The following is an 18,515-nucleotide window of genomic DNA, read 5'->3' on the forward strand; positions in this document are numbered from 1 at the left end:
AAAACACTTAGTCTGGTACAAAGTTACGAATATTATTGCCCGAGTCAATAGTTCAAATGTTAAAAATTCGGTTGCGTAACCCTTTGTATGGTTATTCAACTTCAAAAGTTTTTTCAACGCTGGTTCCGTTCAAATGAATAAGGACTTTATAGATGCCTTCGTAAAGGTAAAATTTTCCATTGGCGGCCCTTTCTATTTCGATTTCCCTGGCCTTGTTTTCATTGCCTTTATTTACAAATTTATTGTACTCAGACAAAGAAATCTTGTCAATGGAGAGGTCGTATTTTGCATAATTTAATCCCTTATTCGTGCGGTGAGTAAAAGCATAAAGCAATTGGCCTTCGTCTGTGCTGATTTCAATCGTTGCATTCCCATTTTCGGAGCTGTAAAACGGGATCTCCATTTCCGGTTCCGTTTCCGAATACCATGATTGACTGCCCCATCGGTTTGAATACCGTTTATTGGAAATGTCAAATGCAAAAAGTTTTTGGACTAAGATTTTAGCTGTTAATTGCTGTAAAGCACTGACATCTGCAAGAAATAAGGAGCGGCCATGGGTTCCGACCACTAGTTTTTTATCTCTTGGGTGTACGATGAGGTCATGAACAGGAACGGCCGGAAGGTTATTATTCATCAGCATGGTGGTTTCGCCTCTGTCCAGGGACACATAAAGCCCGTGGTCTGTTCCAATATAAAGCAGGTTCGGATTCACAGGGTCTTCCTTGATGACATTAACCGGTTCCAGGGGAAGATCTGTAGCTATTCGTTTCCATGTTACACCATAATCCTCTGAAACATAACACATAGGAGTGAAATTATCCCACCGATATCCGTTAAGGGAAACATATATCCTCGAAAGTTCAAATCCTGAAGCGAAAACCCGGCTGATCCACATGTCCTCCGGCAGGCCCGGAGTTATATTTTGCCATGAATGACCACCGTCCCTGCTGCAGTGCACCCATCCGTCATCGGTTCCGGCATACAGTAGTCCAAATTGCAAGGGGGATTCATGTATCGTAGTTAAGGTTGAAAAAGCCACATCGCCTTTTTTACCTCCTTTGGTCAGGTCGGGAGAAATGGGTTCGAAATTTTCGCCCATTGCCATGGAGCGAAATAACTTATTGGCCCCAAAGTATAAAATATCCTGATTGTGGACGGAAAGGTGAACAGGGGATTGCCAGTTCCATCGTAAAGGCCGTTCTCCCAGTTTGTGTTTTGGGGTAATGTAATCCGGTTTTCCAGTAGTCGTATTGACCCTAAAATAGTTCCCGAACTGAAAGCCAGTGTAAACAGTGCTATTGTCCCGGGTATCAACAGCCACTTGCATTCCATCTCCACCAAGAATCATTTCATAAGCGTAATGTCCTGATTGTTGCCAATCACTACTTTCCTTATGGTTATGGGGCCCTTTCCAGACTCCGTTGTCCTGCAAACCTCCATAAACATTGAACGGCTGATCCATATCCACCGCAATGGCATAAAACTGCCCAACAGCAGGTGAATTACATTTGATCCAGTTTTTACCGTCATCGTAGGAAATGTTGATCCCTCCGTCATTCCCCAGGATGAGGTGTTTGTCGTTTGCCGGGTTGATCCATAATTCATGATGATCCCCATGGACATTATCGCCATTTATTCCAATAAAGGTTTTACCGCCATCTTCTGACTTGAGTACAGGAACGCCCATCACGTAAATCTTTTCAGGGTTAATTGGAGAAACCCTGATTTGGCCGAAATAATAGCCATACGAATAGTAAATATCCTCCAGGTAGCCCTCATGGGTTTTTTTCCAGCTTTTGCCCTGGTTATCCGAACGATAGACCTGTAGTCCTACCACAGGTGTGTCGAAAAGCAAAGTATTGGCGTCCTCGACATATTCAACAAGCGCTATGGGTTTGATCTCCTCTTTTTCGATCATTTTTCGAATTTTTTCATAGGAATATTCGTCAGGAAAATTATTGTCGTCGAGGTAGTTTTTTACGGCAGTTTCTTCCAGTTTTAAGAAACTTTCTTTGTCCATGTTGCGCAACTGGTCTTTGGTGATGCCATCCTCTTTTTTTAATTCAGGCGGGCGACGCCCCTGGTGATCGACAGAAGCATAAATTACTGTATGTCCATTATGGGAGGTGATATCGAGTCCGATTCTTCCTGCATCCTGCCCGGTGGGGAAATCTTTTCCCATATCGATCTTTACCCAGTTAGAACCGCCGTCGGTGGTTTTGTAGATTCCACTTCCGGGACCGCTTTCTGAAAAATCCCAGGCATGTCGTTCCCGTTCCCAGGTAGAAGCGTATAAAACCTGTGGATCGTCGGGATCGATCACGAGATCAATGGCGCCTGTATTACTGTTTACAAACAAGGTGCGGTTCCATGTTTTGCCCCCATCCTCGGTTTTGTAAATGCCGCGCTCCATATTTGGAGAATATAGATGTCCTAAGACGGCCACCCATACCACTTCCGGGTTTTCCGGATGAATGACAATCCTGCCGATATGATGGCTTTCCCCAAGCCCCATATGACTGAAGGTTTTTCCGCCGTCCGTGCTTTTGAATATACCCGTTCCTGAATACGAGGAACGGCTCGAATTGACTTCTCCCGATCCCAGCCAGATAATACCATTTTTCCAATCTACGGCAATTGCGCCCAGGGACATAACCATTTCATTTTGAAACATTGGTTTGAAACTGGTGCCGTTGTTGTGGGTTTCCCATAGACCTCCAGAGGCGTAGGCGACAAAAAAATGAGTGGGATCCATGGGGTCAACAGCCACTTCAGATACACGGCCGCTTTGAACCACCGGGCCAATTTGTTCAAATTCAATGGCATTGACTAAACTACTGGCTTCAAGTTTTTTTCTTTGTTCAAAACTCGTGATTCTTTCCGTAGCCGGTGTGAAGGAAGGATGTTCATTTTGCGCCCCCAGGAATTGGGAGGTCAGCAGGAGGCATAAAAGGAAAATTGGTCTGTTCATTTTTGCGGTAAATTACGGAGACAATCCGTTAAAGCAAAAGAATAAAATCAGAAATATAAAAAAGGAAATGCCCTTCCGGAAATCGTTTCCGAAAGGGCATCTGCCTGAAAAGTGCCTTAAGCAGGCTTTTGTTCGATTTTTATTGCTTGATAAAACGTTTTACGATGACATTGTCTTCCGTTTCAATGGAAATAAAATAAATGCCAGGGTTAAGTTGAGAAATATCGATGGTTTCACTTTCATCAGTGATGATAACATCTTTCATCAACAAACCATTGAAGGAGAATACTTTGATCGATTTTACGTCCTTATCCGTGATATAACTCAACCTGTCTCTGGCAGGATTCGGGTAAACGATTGCTCCATCTTCGATTTCCTCCTCAAGGTTAAGTTCCGTTTCATTTTCAACCAGTTTGCTTAACTCATCAATGGTAACACGTGTTTCCCCTCCATTGGCCAATAAACCGGTTGGATTGGAAGCTGTTACCGTTACGGCATCGATGTAAATATAATCGGAGTTGTTACTTGCATCACACTGGAATCTGAATTGTGCATTGCTAGGGAAATTGTAACTGCTGCTGCTAAGCGTCACGGTAGCTGTATAAAACGTATTATTATTGAAACTTGTTCCCGAGGCATAGGCAGCTACGGTACTCCAGCTGGATCCGTTATAATACCTGACCCAGAAATCTTCTCCATTTTCCATGCTGTAGGCATAAAAATAGAAGGTGATATCTACCTGGCTGTATCCGGTAAGATTTAAAGAAGGCGATGTCATCGCTGAAGCAGTTCCGGAGTTGTCGCGCAACTGGATGGAATAATTTCCTTCATAGGATCGTGATCCTGAATAACGCGCACAATCACTTCCTCCGTCGGCCCAGCCGTCCCAGCCTGTTTCAAAATAACTGCCTAACAGTTCTGTAGAACCACCTCCACCGCCACTAAGGGTGGTAACGTTTATAGCCGTAGCAGAAGAAAGGTTACCAGCCGCATCTTTTGCCCTGACGGACATCGCATAAGTGGTGGCTGCGGTTAAACCGGAAACGGAATAAGAAGTACTTGTGGTGGTTCCGACCTGGGATCCGTCAACATATACATTATATCCGGTAACCCCGACATTATCGGAGGAAGCATTCCAGGATAGATTTGCTGATGTCTGTGTGATACTGGAAGCCGTTAAATTGGTCGGAGCTGTTGGCGCCTGGGTATCCGCAGCACTGAGTGTGGTTACGTTGATGGAAGTTGTTCCGGAATTATTCCCGGCAGCATCAAAAGCTCTTACTCCCATTGAGTAAGTGGTGCTGGCGGTGAGTCCGGTGATATTGGCGCTGGTTCCTGTTACGGTACCTACACTGCCCCCGTTAATAAATACTTCGTATCCGGTAACCCCCACATTATCGGAGGATGCATTCCAGGATAGGGTAGTAGTAGTCTGGGTGGTATTGGAAGCCGTTAAATTCGTCGGGTTAGTCGGTGCCTGGGTGTCCCCACCACCGCCACCGCCATCCACACAAAATGCTGTAGAGGCAGAGGATCCAAAACTACCACCCGTGACAATAGTCGTGGTGCCGCTGGAAAGTGTATAAGAACCGTTACCATAAGAACAGCAGATGCCATCCCCATAAGTATCGTTAATGGTGAATGTATAATCGCCGGCTGCCAGGGTAAATGACAAATTGATGGTAGAACCATCGGGCTGAGAAGCATAAGTTCCTCCGGATTGAACCGTAGTGCCACTTGAATTCTTGATGTTCCAGCTGGTTTCTTCCGGGTAGTTGTCAAAAGTAATCGAAAGATCAACAGTTGAGCTTACACACCCAATGGGGCCTGTGTAGGCTGCTCCTACACCCACCGCATACCATGCATTGGTGGTCGCAATAACTTCAGCAGATTCGGCACCGTATAATTCTTCGGCAGCCTGAATAGAATAGGTTCTCCAGTTGGCATACTGTGAAGTAGAAGTTAGGTAGTACCTTTCTGCTCTCCAGGTGATGGCCGCTGCTTTGTCGATGCCAATGCCTGTTACGCTGTAGCTGTCGCCATTGTCATTGGTACCTGATTTTCCAACGGTAAGGATGTAGAACCAGTGGTTGCCAACGCCGCTATTGTAATGAACGCCACCATTATCCCCTGTACCGGTGTACCAGTAGGTTCCATGGTAAGTATCGGGCTGAGAATGAGCATTTGGATTGGACATGGAACGGAAGGTGGTTCCGATTTCTGATCCCAAATTCCATAAATCTTTTGTGGTTCCGTAGTGAACGTTGGTGTAGTTTTCCACACAAGTTCCCCAAATATCACTTAAAGATTCATTCATGGCTCCCGATTCATAGGAATAGTTCAGGTTGGCTGTATATTCACAAAAGGCATGACCAATTTCATGGCCTGTGATGTCTACGGTTGTCAACGGGTTGTAAGTACCTCCTTTTCCGTAAACCATTACATAACCGGTCCAGAAAGCGTTGTCATTGTATCCTGCAGGATAGTTGAAGACCGCTTCTATATCCGTATTAACATAACTATTGATGGCTGCTCCGCTTCCGTTATAGCTATTTCTTCCAAAAGTGGTGTTAAAGAAATCATAGGTGGCTTCAGCTGCAAAATGTGCATCAAATGCAGCATTGTCTTTCGATGCATTGTTGTATTCTGCTGAAGTCCAGTTATTGTCATTGTCGGTGTATTCAGAGGAACCGTTCGGTACACCGGTGGTGCCGTTGGCACTGGTAGCGGTGGTGGCATCCCAGGTGAGGATACCGCTTCCCCTTGAGTAATCTCTCAAACGGAAACTTCCTGAGTTACTATCGGTATGAATGGACTGTGTACCCGAATAACGGGTAGCTGCGGTTCCAATGGCATCTGCCGTATGAATTTTAGAGTTTTCCTTGATGATCTCTCCGGTGATGGCATCCACATATACATCCGAGTTGTACAAAGGATAAGTGGCGTGAATTCCAAATTTATAGGCCAGTTTCGGTGCAGTAAGGCTTTCCTGGTCAGAGACAATGACGAGTTCTCCTTCCGGTCTGGTAAAGCCGGTCATGCCTAAAAAGCCGCCTTCGTCCCAGGCATAACGCTCTGCTCCGACATGGGCAATGGCCAGGTCAAAAGCATCGAGGGCTAAAATGACCGGAGTAGCATTGATCTCTTTGATTTTGCGGTAATTTCCTGTTAAGGAAACTACCCGGCCATTATTTGAGTGAATGCTCACCATGGAACCATCCACTTTTACTCCATTGAAATACTGCTGATACTTTTCGTGTGTGAATCCAAGTTCGTCCTGATCGCTGCTTAGCAACTGCATTTGGTCATGTTCTGATAATTGCAGGTACTCCTGAAACAGGACGTCTTTTTGGTCCGGGCTTGCATTGTAATTAAATTTAACAAAAGTGGGAAATTTTTTGCCTGAATCGGGCTTTGTGGTTTGTGCGAAGATTACAGACATCACAAAAACCGACATGAAAAAAGCAGATAGAAATTTTTTCATACTAGTGTGTTAAATGGTTAATAAATGTACCCTATCATATTAGAAATCCGATCGCAATTGTTTTGAAATATAATAAACAATCGGTATCTGATTGGGAGAATCAAACCCAAAGTAGGTAAATATTTCATTTTACATCATACATAAAGAAGTAAAAATATTTTTTTTATCAAATTTATTTTTTGGGGTGTAAAAAACAGGTAAACGAAAATATTATTGTTTTAATAACACTTTCTATTTTTAATTAAATGAAAACCAATGTATTATATAATTTTTTATTTAAAATAATTACATTAATTCATGTAATTTTATTGTTTGGAGCGTAATTTTTTTATCTGCCGCAAGTTAAATTTCGCTTTGCCGTCAAACAAAGTAGTTATAGACACTCTTTTAATTTTTTACTATGAAATTATATAGACTCCTGACTATTATTTCCTTGACAGCCTTCGGATGTTCGTCCACTATGCCCATCTATGAGAGTACCCTTGAATCTAAATTTTCCGACAACCAGGCGGGGATGCAACTAGATGAAACCAGCGACCTGAGCTGGCAGGTAACCAATGATGACCAATATTTATTTGTGCGGCTGGCTACGTCAAAAAGGACCACCCAAACCAAGATCCTCAGAGCGGGGCTGAAAATATATTTTGATCAGACCGGGCAAAAAGCCGAAACTACTTATCTCAATTTTCCCATTTTCCAGGAACGGCAAAGAACCTCCCGGGAAGAAATGGGTTCCAGACCGGGCAGACCTGGTCAGAATGAGGAAAGGCGGGCCTTTGATCTGTCGGGAATGATCGGGAAGACCCCACCGGATGCTTTGTTCGTAAGGGGAGAGGAACAAATGCCTTTCAATTATCTGTCTGACCAGGAGATTTTTAAGGTTGAACTTTCTGCCGACACTTCCGGCGTTCTTCATTTTTATGCTGCGATTCCTTTTGAAAAAATAAATCCGGAAGGACTTCAGGGCATTTCTAAATTGTCTTTAGGTATTGTTTCCGGTGCCTTTGAAATTCCGGTCAATACAGGAAACGGCATGAATCCTCCAGGAGGCGGGATGCCCGGAGGGAACCCCCGGATGGCCGAAATGCAAAAAAGAATGGCAGAAATGGTTGAGCCCGTCAAAATCTGGTCGGGGTTAAAACTCACTAAATAAATTTTGAACAACTTCAATTCTAAAACGAATTTAAATTTTAATGCAATGAGATATTTACGTTATACAAGAGTATTACTGATGCTGACATTTGCCCTGAGTTCAGTTTTTGTGTTCGGACAAACCAGGGGCGCCCAGGGCATTGTGGTGGGACAGGTTGTTGATCAAGGGACAAAGATTGGCTTGGAATATGCTACGGTTTCCGTATTTTCAGCTATTGATTCTTCCCTGATAAGCGGAGAGGTTAGTGATAAAAAGGGTCAGTTTATCATAAAAGAAATTCCTGAGGGAAGCTATTATATCAAAGTTAATTTCATCGGTTATGAGCCCCTTTTCCTGGATGGAATAATTATTTCCGCGGAAAAAAACCTTTTTGATTTAGGAGAGGTTAACCTTGTAATGGCTTCCGAAAACCTCAATGAAGTTACTGTATTAGGTCGGGCAGATTACGTCGTCAATAAAATAGACCGCAAAGCTTATAATATCAGCAAACTGGCCGTCGCAGAAGGGGGGTCCGCAGAAGAAGTGTTGCAGTTGATCCCCTCCGTTCAGGTGGATATTGACGGAAACGTCAGTTTGCGCGGTAGCGGAAATGTGACCATCCTGATCGACGGAAAGCCTTCAGGCATTTCAGGGGATAACCTGGCTTCTTATCTGGAGTCTTTGCCGGCCAATACCCTTGAAACCATTGAAGTGATCACCAACCCCTCCGCCAAATACGATCCGGACGGCATGGTAGGCATACTCAACATTATTACCAAAAAGAAAAAATTGACGGGAGTTCATGGTACTGTCAGTGCCTCCACAGGGGTGCCGGCCAGTCATAACCTATCGGCAATGTTTAATGCGAAAACCGGGCGCTGGAACTTTATGGTCAATGGAGGATTTAATTACCGTGGTGGATATAATAAAGGAACTACCTATCGTGAAAGTTATTTTGATGGAGATACCACTGTGTTGACTCAAAACACGGATGGCGATCGGACGGGACCCGGCGGAATGGTGAGATTGAGTACCGATTATTCCTTGTCTGACAAAACCACATTATCTGCCGGAGGTTCCTATAACCTTCGTAATTTTAAAATGACCGAAGACATTGTTACAAGAAATGGCTATCTTGGGGAAGATCCGTTCGATATTTATACACGGGACACGGAACGGAAAATGGAGTTTGGAATGTTTCGATACAATTTTGGTTTAAAGCACCAATTTGACACTGAAGGGCATGAACTGGTTGTCGATGCCAGCCAATCCAGGATGACCCATCAATTTTCGGGAACTTACGAAGAAATGCCATTGAGTATAGCGATGGAGCCTCTGAATTATGTTTCTTTCCGCCAAAATAACAGTACCCAGTCGGACGAGACCACCACAACCCTCCAGGCTGATTACACGCTTCCCCTTAAGCAGAATAATGCATTTGAGGCCGGCTATAAGAGTATTTTTAGGAACGACGGAAGTGATTTCTTTTCAGAATCTTATGACTCCCTGAGCAACCAGTGGATGGATGATGTTTTTTTGATCAATAATTTTATTGCAGATGAACAAATTCACGCAGTATACGGGGTTTATAAGCAGAACATCAAAAAATTCGGTTACCAGGTGGGACTTAGGTTGGAACAAGCGGTTCTGGATGCGGAATTGGTGACCACCAATGAAACTTTTCACAATGATTACCTGAGTGTATTCCCTACGATTCACCTGAACTATATACTGCCCCAAAGCCAGCAGCTTAAGGCCAGTTACAGCCGTCGCCTCGACCGGCCAAATCACAGGGTATTGAATCCTTTTGCTGACTATTCCGACCCGTACAACCTCAGGAAGGGAAATCCTTTCCTCCTGCCGGAATACATCGATTCTTATGAGGTGGAATATGAAAAAATTTGGGATAAATTCTCGGTTGGAACTACCGTTTATTACAAGCAAATCAATGGCATGATCAGTTCGATCAAAACCGTTGAGGGGGATGTTTCCACCACTACCTATGAAAACCTGGGAACCGGGATCAATTACGGTTTGGAACTGGTCTTCGGCGGCGACCTTGCAAAATGGTGGAACTTCACCTGGAGCTCAAACGGATATCGTACCGAATTAATTGGAGAAGGAAAAAATTCAGCACTCAGCACCGAAGGATTTGCCTTTAATACCAAACTGCTGACTAACTTTTACCTGCCTAAAAAGTTCAACCTCCAGTTATCTGCAGATTACAGGTCCCCAATGGTCGTGGCTCAGGGCGAGATCAGTGAGGTCTATTCAGTGGATTTTGCTTTGAGTAAAAAGATCATGAATGATAAAGGCTCTCTTTCTCTAAGAGCAAGAGATGTTTTTAATACCAGGGCCTATTCTTTTGTGAACGAAGGGGTTAATTTCTACCAGGAAAGTTATCGTAAAAGACAAAGCCAGTCGGTACAACTTGGATTTACTTATAGCTTTGGACGATTCAAAAATATGAAGGGCGGCAGAATGAATGGAAATGGAGAAGAAAGAGGAGGAATGGAAGGAGGCGAATCGATTGAAATAGATTAATGATCGGCATGTAGTCACTCAGTACCAGTCGGCAGCTAAAAGTGCTGGCTGGTACTGAGGACATACTATGATTAAGCTTTCGGCTTTTCTTCAGGAATTTTTTCAAAAGCATCTCCGCCTTCCACATCAAAATGAAGATCATTCAGATCACTGAAATTGAGATTGCCTTCGAGGCTGAGCATGACAAACTGGTCTTCTCCATCCACAAATAACAATACATTGGAAATTTTATCTCCGTCACTTTTTACCATGGCGCGGATGTTGTCGGTTCCTTCACGGATGCGCAGAATTTCTTCAAACGAATCTTTTTCTACGTCCTTTATGAGCTTGTTGTAATCATTGGATTTGACACCTTCAAATCCATCTACTACCAATACCCGAAGCTGGGAAACTTTTTTAAGGATGTTTTCCGCTTGTTCATCATCGACCTGGCTGCTGGCTAATTTGATCAACCACCCACGAACCTTAACATCGGTGACGTTTTCCTGGTGTTTGTATTTGTTGTAAAATTTATTGATGGATTTGGTCTGGCCGAATGCCGGCACAATGAATAAAAAGGCGAGGGCGATTATTAGGATATTTTTCATATTTTTTTAATTTATGAATGCTCATTTTACCCTTTTGATCCTGGAACAGCCATACTGTTTTTTATCTTGCCTGATGAAGATTCGGCGGGTGAGCATGCTTTTTTGAAGCGGGTGATTAAATGTTGGCCCGGTTCTTATTTTCTAAAAACCGGGCCATGAGCGGGCAGGTGATTACTAACTATTTCTATTTATCAATCTTGTTGATAAAATTAGAGACTTTTTCGAGTTGAATGTTTCCGACGAAACTGATGATGGCGAAGTCCGTATCCTCATCACCTCCGGTTCCGCCCCCGGCAAAGAGCAACATTTCGCGAATACTTTCATCCGGGCCTTGCTTGATGAAGATCTCTACGTTCTGCTTTTCTTTAGTCCTTACGGTCATAAGAACTTCGTAGTCTTTTGTGTTGATCTTTTTGCGGGCTTCATTATAAAATACATCGGGAGTTACGTCAGTAGTTAAAATTCTGAGCTCCTTCATGTCTTTGGCGATTTCCATCACGGCAGCCAATTCATCTTTATCTACATCTCCTTCTTCAAGGTTGAGGTTACTGAAAACCTTATCCATGATGTTGAAAAATTTCGGGCTGATGTAAACAACTGTAAAGCGCTCATCATCAACATATTGTTTGAAATAGGTGTCAATGGCATTGGATTGGGCATTGACCATTAAAGCTACTCCTAAAAAGAAGAGGGTACTAAGACTGATTTTCTTGAAATTCATTTTAATTCATTTTTATGTTTAACAATTGTCGGCTAACAAAAAGCCGGGTGATTTACCTACTTGAGAATTTGTTTCCAGTGAATCCGAGTTTTATTCATTTCCTTCGCTACTGTTCCTGCACCGACATTCATTTCATAGGAGGTTTTAGTGAGTGCCATTAGCGTGGCGCTATAAGCTTCCTCAGCCGTTTTTACCTCGTATTTGCTCCAGTCAATGGGTTTGGAGGCCAGTTCTTTTCCTGTTTTTTGTGGTGCTTCATAAAAATAATATGCCGCTAGAATAAAAAGCAGGGCCGCCGCTATTCGACTGAGGTATTTTATATTCAGATTAAAGCGTTTGGCAGTCCTCTGAGGCATCTCAATGGGGCTATTTATCCTGGCCATCAATTTTTCATCGAAGTTTTCAGGGAGTTGCTCGTCTCCGGCATCTTCAAAAAACCGGAACAAGGGGGCATACTCCTTAAAATCTGGGTGAACATCGCCGTAGGAGAAATAACTTTTCAGTTGTTTTTCTTCCTGCAGGCTTGTTTCTCCGGCAAAATATTTGTCGAGAAGTTGTTCTAATTTTGAGTTATTCATAGAGGCTCGATTTTAACATTTTTTGACGGATCGCTGTCCGTGCTCTGAACAGATAAATTTTCACCTGGCTGAGAGGGATATCCAGGGCGTCACTGATTTCCTGGTAACTGTAATCCTCAATATCTCTCAACTGCATGGCAGATCTTTGTTTTTCGGGTAATTCCTCCATCAGTTTTTTAATGTGGAGTAAGGTGTCTTTAGTCTGCATGATATTTTCCGGCGTATGATTGTCGGAACCATTATAGGTAACATCCAGCTCAACCACTTTTTTATGTTTCGATCTCAACTTGTCAATAGAGAGGTTTCTCGTCATACGCATACACCAGGCTTCCATATTTGAAATCTGATCCCACTCTTGTTTTTTTTGCCAGATCTTCACCAAAACTTCCTGTACAATGTCCTCCGCTTCAGTCGTATCAGACGTAATGCTGAGCGCAAACCTGTACAATTTGTTCTTTATTGGTAAAATAGACGCTGTAAAAAAATCCTGTGACATTTTCCGTAGTTGTTACGATTGAAAGACGATGCTATTTTAAAAAGGTTACAGAAAGATAATAAAAATTGTCGAGAGCAATATTTTGAACATGGAACTTTGAACAATCCCTCAATTTTCATCAAATCACTTTAAATCCAGGCACGTTAAAAATATTCCTCCTCCATCGCCATCGCCTCCGGCTTAATTATTTACCTTTGTTAGCGTTCAAAAAACAAACAATATCTCAATTCCGTTTATAATCAGTAATGAAAAAAATAGACAAATTATTGATCAAGTCCTTTATCGGGCCCTTTATCGTGACTTTCATGATTGCCACCTTTGTATTGCTCATGCAGTTTTTGTGGTTATATGTGGATGATCTTGCGGGAAAGGGATTGGGTATATTGATCGTTTTTGAGTTGTTGGGCTATAAATGTGTGGGACTTATTCCCATGGCTATGCCCCTGGCCATCCTTATTTCTTCGGTGATGGTTTTTGGTAATATGGGCGAGCGTTACGAATTGTCCAGCTTTAAATCAGGAGGAGTCTCCCTTTCCAGGATCATGGCGCCCATTATTTTTCTGGGCATCCTGGCCGCGATGTTTTCTTACTTTTCGAATAACTACCTGATTCCGGTTTCCAACCTGAAATTCGGATCCAGGATGTACGACATTCAACACCAAAAACCTGCTCTCCACCTGGAAGCTAATGTGTTTAATGACGATTTTACGGGTTTTGCCATCCATATCGATAAAAAGCATCCCGACGGGCACACCATTGACGGGGTATTGATCTATGATCACCGGGATGCGGGAAGCGGACTGCTTCGGGAGATCGTGGCTCGGGAAGGAGAAATGTATTCTTCTGAAAATGAAAAATATTTTGTCCTGAATCTGAAAGACGGCAACCAGTATGTTGAGCAGAAATCTGCTGTCAGGAAAGGAAAAAACCAGGGACAGAGCTACCCTTTTATCAGGACAAAATTCAAACGATGGACAAAACTGTTTGATTTGAGTGAGTTCGACCTCAGCCGGAGTGATGACGATGTTTTTAAGAAACATTACAAAATGCTCAACATTTCCCAACTGGCCGAAGCGGTGGATTCCATCGACATTTCCCTGGACAAAAAAAGAGTGAACCTTTCCAATCACTTGTCTACTTACATAAGCATTCTGGAGCGGGATTCCACCTACCTGGCCGAACTGGCGGCCCAATATGATAAACCCGAAGGTCCCCCCGAAGGTGTTGGGATTGAGCCTGATACCGTTTCTTTACCCGCGACGGAAGCACCTGTGATGACAACAGATACTTCCGACAAGCCGAAATCTCTCCAACAGGCCATTCAGGAGGCCCAGGCCGAAAAACTGACTCAATCTGCCCAACCGGCTACCATTAAGAAAGAAAGCGCCTCAGATTTGGCCGAAAGAAAAATTGCCAGGACGGTTCCTCCCCAAACCATTTCAAAGGCAACGCCTCCGACCAAACCGGTGGTGAAGAGGAAAACGAAATATACCGGCCCCATGCCACCGGAGCAGCATCTTGACAGCCTGGAGGCTTATACCTCCTTTATTCAGACTTTTGAAGACGAGGATGCTAAAAGACTTTTTGCCAAGGCGAAGAGTTCTATTCGCAGCATTAGGGGGCAGGCCGTCTCAGCCGTCAGAACGATTGATGACATAAAGGAGACCAAGGTCAAATACATTTTCGACCTGCATACAAAGTACAGCATGGCTGTGGTGTGTTTTATTTTTGTTTTTATTGGAGCCCCGATGGGTGCCATCGTGCGTAAGGGGGGATTCGGGTACCCCATCCTGATTTCCATCGTGTTTTTTATTATTTTTATTGTACTGACTATTTTCTGTAAAAAGATCGCTGAATCCTTTGTATTGGATCCGGTGCTGGCCGCCTGGCTTCCAGGAATAGTGCTTTTCCCCATTGGACTTTTTTTTACAACAAAGGCCATGAACGATTCGAAACTGCTGGATCCCGACCGATTTGCCAATGGATTGAAAAAATGGCTGACTAAAAAACGCCTTTTGAGGAATGAACATAGTTAAAGAAAACCGCTATTTTTTTGTTTTTTTTGGGGTGTTCCTTCTGGTCGCCGGGACATTCTTATACAAAATGGAACAAGGGGATGCGATTCTATATTTTAGTGAAAGGCGGACTGCTTTTGGAAATTTTTTCTTTAAATATTTTACCAAAGTAGGAGAGGAGTGGTCTTACCCCATTGTTCTATTGCTTCTTGTTTATGCATTTTCCCCCAGGAATTACAGACATTTTATTTATGTACCTTTTTTGGGAGGGCTGGTGGCATTAATCAGTTTTTATACTAAAAGCTATTTTCGTCACCCTCGGCCTGTCTTGTTTTTCGAGCACAACGGGACTCTGGATGAAATCATTAAAGTGGCTGATGTTACCTTGTATGGCGGAATGAACAGTTTCCCTTCAGGGCATACCATGTCAGCTTTTGCCCTTTACGCTTTCATGGCTTTTGTGGTGCCGAATAAAAAACTGGGCGGGACTCTACTATTTTTGACCGCCCTCCTGGTGGGGATATCCAGAATCTACCTGGTGCAGCACTTTTTGGAAGATGTTTATCTCGGGGCCGTGATCGGGGTACTGATTGGGATGGTGATGTACGGGGTGATGAATTGGATGGAGGGGAAGGTAGCCCGTGCCAAAAATGGTATATAAACGGAATGACGCTAACAGGGGCAAAGTTGTTTATTCAAAATTGAGGCTCGCTGTCGCTTGTCATCTGTTTCGAATCAACAAGTAATACCCTGCATATTAAGTATCCTGAATTCAGACAAAAAGGCACTTCCATAAAAACATGAGTCATCTTACCTTAGGGGCAGGAAATTAAATTTGGTAAATTTGAAATGAAAAAATAAGGAAGCGGCATAAGACTATAATGAGTCATTTGTCATTAAGACAGTTCGGGATAGCCAGTCCCGCTTCCTTTTCTCTGTTTCACCTCGGACAGTTTGTTAGGCAAAAAGCCTGAGTAAGATAGATGAGGCATAACAGAAGTTATTTTATCAACACAAATTTACCGATTTAGTATGAAACAATCTGATCGTTTTGTAGGAATTGACATATCAAAAGATAGTTTTGATGTCTGCGTTTTATCACAAGGGGCTCTATTAGAAGAAAGCCGTTTTAATAATGATGCTCAAGGTTGGCAAAAGTTTGCTAAAAACCTTAGTGATCAGGACTTATGCATAATAGAAGCAACGGGATCTTATCATGTAGGGTTGGCATTATATTTAGTTGAGCATGATAAACGTGTTAGTGTAGTCAACCCTTTGCGTGTAAAGTATTTTTCTCGATTGAATCTCAAGAGGGCAAAAACAGATAGGGTAGATGCTTATGTTATTGCCCAGTATGGCCAAGTATTTAAGCCTGAAAGTTGGACAGCTCCACCGACACATTTAAGACAACTTCAACAGTTAATGACAGTTTCTGCACAATTAACAAAACAAAAGACGGCATTAATCAATCAACAAAAAAACTTTGAACTTGTACCAGACCCCAGTAAAGAAGCCCTTGAAATAATAAAGTGCCAAATAGTAAAATTAGAGAAACATTTACAAGAAATACAATGCCTTATCAATAATAGCATTAAAGAACATTACAAAGAATTAGAGGCTTCTTTACGATCAATTCCCGGTTTAGGTCCCAAAACGGTAGCCACCTTAATCCTAATAACTGGAGGCTTTACCAAGTTTGGATCATATAAAGCTTTGATAGCCTATGTGGGGTTAGCTCCTCGGACATACGAGTCAGGAGTAAGTGTTAAGGGAGCTTCACACATCTGCAAGTTAGGGTCATCCTATCTTCGAAAGTTACTTTATGAATGTGCTTTAAGTGCCAAAAGGTTTAACCCTGTATGTAAGGAACTATTTGAAAGACTCTATATTGCAAAGAAAAAACCATTTAAAGTAGCCATGATTGCGGTGGCCAATAAGTTGCTGAAAATCGCTTTCACTATAGCTATAACTGGACAAAAATTTGATCCGGAATACAGACTAAAACATTATTTTGCCAAATAAAATTTTCTGATTTTCCGAAAAAAATTTGGAGATGAACACAGTTCATCCCGAATTTTCAAAAACTGTCTGAAATAGAAATTTTTTGATTATTTGAAGTATTTTTTAAATGTAAAAGTGAGTGGGCAAAAGGTTTGGGTTTTGGAAAAAAGTCATTTATTGTCGCAAAACACCTAACCCACGACCCAAACACTTCTAAATTTTGCGGTTTATTTCTTTTGAAAAAGAAAAATCCCGAATTTCATCTGATTAGATGAAATTCGGGATGACTCATGTTTATGTTCAGAAACTATGAAATTTCATTATGAAGTGGCTTTACTCGCCCGAATAGCTTCCAGGTATCGGTTTAATTGCTTCTTGACCACTGGGAACAGGAAGAACAATCCAATCATATTAGGGAAGATCATGGCAAAGATCATTGCATCTGAAAAATCCCAAATGGATTTCATATTAGCGGCAGCGCCGATGACGATGAATGTCAGGAACAACAGTTTGTAAACCAAATCGGCTGTTTTGCCTCTTCCAAATAAAAATTTCCAGGACTGCAATCCATAATAAGACCAGGAAATCATCGTAGATACCGCAAAAAGTACCACGGCAACCGTCAGGAATACGTTGGAATAAGGAATATATCGGGCAAAAGCCTGAGAGGTAATGCCGGCGCCTTCAAAGGAAACCCCATCGATCATAACTGCTCCAGATCCATCGCCGCCATATTCAAAGGCTCCTGAGAAATTGAAAATGATGATCACCAGGGCAGTCATGGTACAGATTACCACGGTGTCGATAAAAGGCTCCAGGAGGGCCACAAGGCCTTCAGAAGCGGAATATTTGGTTTTTACTGCAGAGTGGGCGATGGAGGCAGAACCGGCGCCAGCTTCATTTGAGAAGGCCGCCCTTTTAAATCCGATCAGGATTACTCCAAAAATACCTCCTGCTGCTGCTTTAACATTAAAGGCCTCTTTAATGATTAACGTGATAGCATCATCGAGTAATCCAAAATTACTGAAAATGATGTAAAGACAGGCAAGCAGGTAGAAGATGGCCATAAATGGAACGATCTTTTCCGTTACGGAAGCAATACGCTTTATTCCACCAATGATGATGATGCCCACGAAAAAAGCCAAAACGAATCCAATGATCGTCCCTGCACTCGTGCTTTGCATCCCCAGCAGATCCTTTAAAACGATAGTGGCCTGGTTGGATTGGGCGGCATTCCCCCCGCCAAAAGAACCTCCAATGGCGAATACGGCGAAAAGGACGGCTGCAATCTTTCCAAAGGTGGCAAACCCTTTTGCCTTCAAGCCTTTGGTAATATAGTACATAGGACCTCCGTAAACGGTTCCGTCTGGCCCGATATCTCTGTATTGAACGCCTAGCGTACATTCGACAAATTTGGTGGACATGCCCAATAAGCCGCAAATGATCATCCAGAAAGTGGCTCCGGGACCTCCCAATGCTATAGCGAGGGCAACTCCGGCAATATTCCCATTACCCACAGTGCCTGAAACAGCGGTAGCCAGCGCCTGAAAATGACTCACCTCGCCATGTTTGCTTTCATCTTTTATGGTATCCTTAATATCTCCGTCAATGGGCAGGTCTGTTTCTTCCAGGCCGGCTTCGTCCATTTCGTCGTATTTACCCCGGACAATACTTACCGCAAGGGGAAATTTTGTTACGTTGACAAACCCGAAATAAATCGTAAAAAACAAGGCACTGAATACCAGTAAAGCTAAAACAAAAGGCACGCCAAATACCTGGAAAAATATTAGGCTGGAGAAAAAATTGGAAATGGGCTCAAAGGCTTCATTAATTTTCTCATCAATCCCTTTTTCGGCGGTTTCCTGAGCAAAACTCAACAATGGCAGGAGTGCACCTGCGAATAACAGTAAGATTTTCTTCATGATCAATTTTTTAGTTAACAGGTCAGTCTGTGAATTGTAAATTAGTAAAAGGATAATTTAAAAA

General features: G+C 42.7%; 12 protein-coding genes. 5 read left to right on the forward strand and 7 right to left on the reverse strand.

All coding sequences use genetic code 11. The annotated features are described in order from the left end of the window. Positions 1-91: 91 nt before the first annotated feature. Both H6571_00620 and H6571_00625 read right to left on the reverse strand, forming a co-directional pair. Complete coding sequence (locus H6571_00620; GenBank protein MCB9322219.1) at positions 92-2,971, reverse strand: glycosyl hydrolase; 2,880 nt, start codon at positions 2,969-2,971, stop codon at positions 92-94. 139 nt (positions 2,972-3,110) lie between these two features. Beyond that, positions 3,111-6,455, reverse strand: coding sequence for a M4 family metallopeptidase (locus tag H6571_00625; protein MCB9322220.1), 3,345 nt, complete (start codon positions 6,453-6,455; stop codon positions 3,111-3,113). Between the two features lie 400 nt (positions 6,456-6,855). Between H6571_00625 and H6571_00630 the strand changes: the two genes are divergently transcribed. Next, positions 6,856-7,608, forward strand: a complete 753-nt coding sequence (locus tag H6571_00630; GenBank protein MCB9322221.1) for a hypothetical protein — start codon at positions 6,856-6,858, stop codon at positions 7,606-7,608. 45 nt (positions 7,609-7,653) lie between these two features. Beyond that, a complete protein-coding gene (locus H6571_00635; protein ID MCB9322222.1) occupies positions 7,654-10,131 on the forward strand; it encodes a TonB-dependent receptor in 2,478 nt (825 codons plus the stop codon). A 71-nt stretch (positions 10,132-10,202) separates the two neighbouring features. Here H6571_00635 and H6571_00640 read toward each other — a convergent pair whose 3' ends face one another. The 4 genes from H6571_00640 to H6571_00655 all read right to left on the reverse strand — a co-directional run bounded on the left by H6571_00640 (position 10,203) and on the right by H6571_00655 (position 12,513). Then, positions 10,203-10,718 carry a DUF4252 domain-containing protein gene (locus H6571_00640; GenBank protein MCB9322223.1) on the reverse strand — a complete coding sequence of 172 codons (516 nt, stop codon included), beginning with the start codon at positions 10,716-10,718 and terminating at the stop codon, positions 10,203-10,205. A 184-nt stretch (positions 10,719-10,902) separates the two neighbouring features. Further along, the gene (locus tag H6571_00645) at positions 10,903-11,439 is read right to left on the reverse strand and encodes a DUF4252 domain-containing protein (GenBank protein ID MCB9322224.1); all 537 of its coding nucleotides are present in this window, start codon (positions 11,437-11,439) and stop codon (positions 10,903-10,905) included. Positions 11,440-11,495: 56 nt separating this feature from the next. After that, positions 11,496-12,017 (reverse strand): hypothetical protein, encoded by a 522-nt coding sequence (locus H6571_00650; GenBank protein MCB9322225.1) that lies wholly within the window; start codon positions 12,015-12,017, stop codon positions 11,496-11,498. Then, a complete protein-coding gene (locus H6571_00655; protein MCB9322226.1) occupies positions 12,010-12,513 on the reverse strand; it encodes an RNA polymerase sigma factor in 504 nt (167 codons plus the stop codon). Before H6571_00655 ends, H6571_00650 begins: the two co-directional genes overlap by 8 nt. 245 nt (positions 12,514-12,758) lie before the next feature. Between H6571_00655 and H6571_00660 the strand changes: the two genes are divergently transcribed. The 3 genes from H6571_00660 (at position 12,759) to H6571_00670 (ending at position 16,550) form a co-directional block, all read left to right on the forward strand. Then, on the forward strand, positions 12,759-14,549 hold the full coding sequence (locus H6571_00660; GenBank protein MCB9322227.1) for an LptF/LptG family permease: 1,791 nt from the start codon (positions 12,759-12,761) through the stop codon (positions 14,547-14,549). Beyond that, positions 14,536-15,189: a phosphatase PAP2 family protein gene (locus tag H6571_00665; GenBank protein ID MCB9322228.1), complete on the forward strand. Its 654-nt coding sequence runs from the start codon at positions 14,536-14,538 to the stop codon at positions 15,187-15,189. Before H6571_00660 ends, H6571_00665 begins: the two co-directional genes overlap by 14 nt. Before the next feature lie 371 nt (positions 15,190-15,560). Next, entirely contained in the window at positions 15,561-16,550 is a 990-nt protein-coding gene (locus H6571_00670; protein ID MCB9322229.1) for an IS110 family transposase, read from the forward strand. Positions 16,551-16,849: 299 nt separating this feature from the next. On the opposite strand, the gene H6571_00675 is transcribed toward H6571_00670, so the two are convergent. After that, a complete protein-coding gene (locus H6571_00675; protein MCB9322230.1) occupies positions 16,850-18,451 on the reverse strand; it encodes an alanine:cation symporter family protein in 1,602 nt (533 codons plus the stop codon). Positions 18,452-18,515 lie beyond the last annotated feature (64 nt).

The sequence above is a fragment of the Lewinellaceae bacterium genome, assembly GCA_020636105.1.
Taxonomy (GTDB): domain Bacteria; phylum Bacteroidota; class Bacteroidia; order Chitinophagales; family Saprospiraceae; genus BCD1.

What these genes read in the sequence shown, in the direction of transcription:
- H6571_00620 (MCB9322219.1), bottom strand. Translation starts at nt 2,971, where the DNA reads ATGAACAGACCAATTTTCCTTTTATGCCTCCTGCTGACCTCCCAATTC.
- H6571_00625 (MCB9322220.1), bottom strand. Translation starts at nt 6,455, where the DNA reads ATGAAAAAATTTCTATCTGCTTTTTTCATGTCGGTTTTTGTGATGTCT.
- H6571_00630 (MCB9322221.1), top strand. Translation starts at nt 6,856, where the DNA reads ATGAAATTATATAGACTCCTGACTATTATTTCCTTGACAGCCTTCGGA.
- H6571_00635 (MCB9322222.1), top strand. Translation starts at nt 7,654, where the DNA reads ATGAGATATTTACGTTATACAAGAGTATTACTGATGCTGACATTTGCC.
- H6571_00640 (MCB9322223.1), bottom strand. Translation starts at nt 10,718, where the DNA reads ATGAAAAATATCCTAATAATCGCCCTCGCCTTTTTATTCATTGTGCCG.
- H6571_00645 (MCB9322224.1), bottom strand. Translation starts at nt 11,439, where the DNA reads ATGAATTTCAAGAAAATCAGTCTTAGTACCCTCTTCTTTTTAGGAGTA.
- H6571_00650 (MCB9322225.1), bottom strand. Translation starts at nt 12,017, where the DNA reads ATGAATAACTCAAAATTAGAACAACTTCTCGACAAATATTTTGCCGGA.
- H6571_00655 (MCB9322226.1), bottom strand. Translation starts at nt 12,513, where the DNA reads ATGTCACAGGATTTTTTTACAGCGTCTATTTTACCAATAAAGAACAAA.
- H6571_00660 (MCB9322227.1), top strand. Translation starts at nt 12,759, where the DNA reads ATGAAAAAAATAGACAAATTATTGATCAAGTCCTTTATCGGGCCCTTT.
- H6571_00665 (MCB9322228.1), top strand. Translation starts at nt 14,536, where the DNA reads ATGAACATAGTTAAAGAAAACCGCTATTTTTTTGTTTTTTTTGGGGTG.
- H6571_00670 (MCB9322229.1), top strand. Translation starts at nt 15,561, where the DNA reads ATGAAACAATCTGATCGTTTTGTAGGAATTGACATATCAAAAGATAGT.
- H6571_00675 (MCB9322230.1), bottom strand. Translation starts at nt 18,451, where the DNA reads ATGAAGAAAATCTTACTGTTATTCGCAGGTGCACTCCTGCCATTGTTG.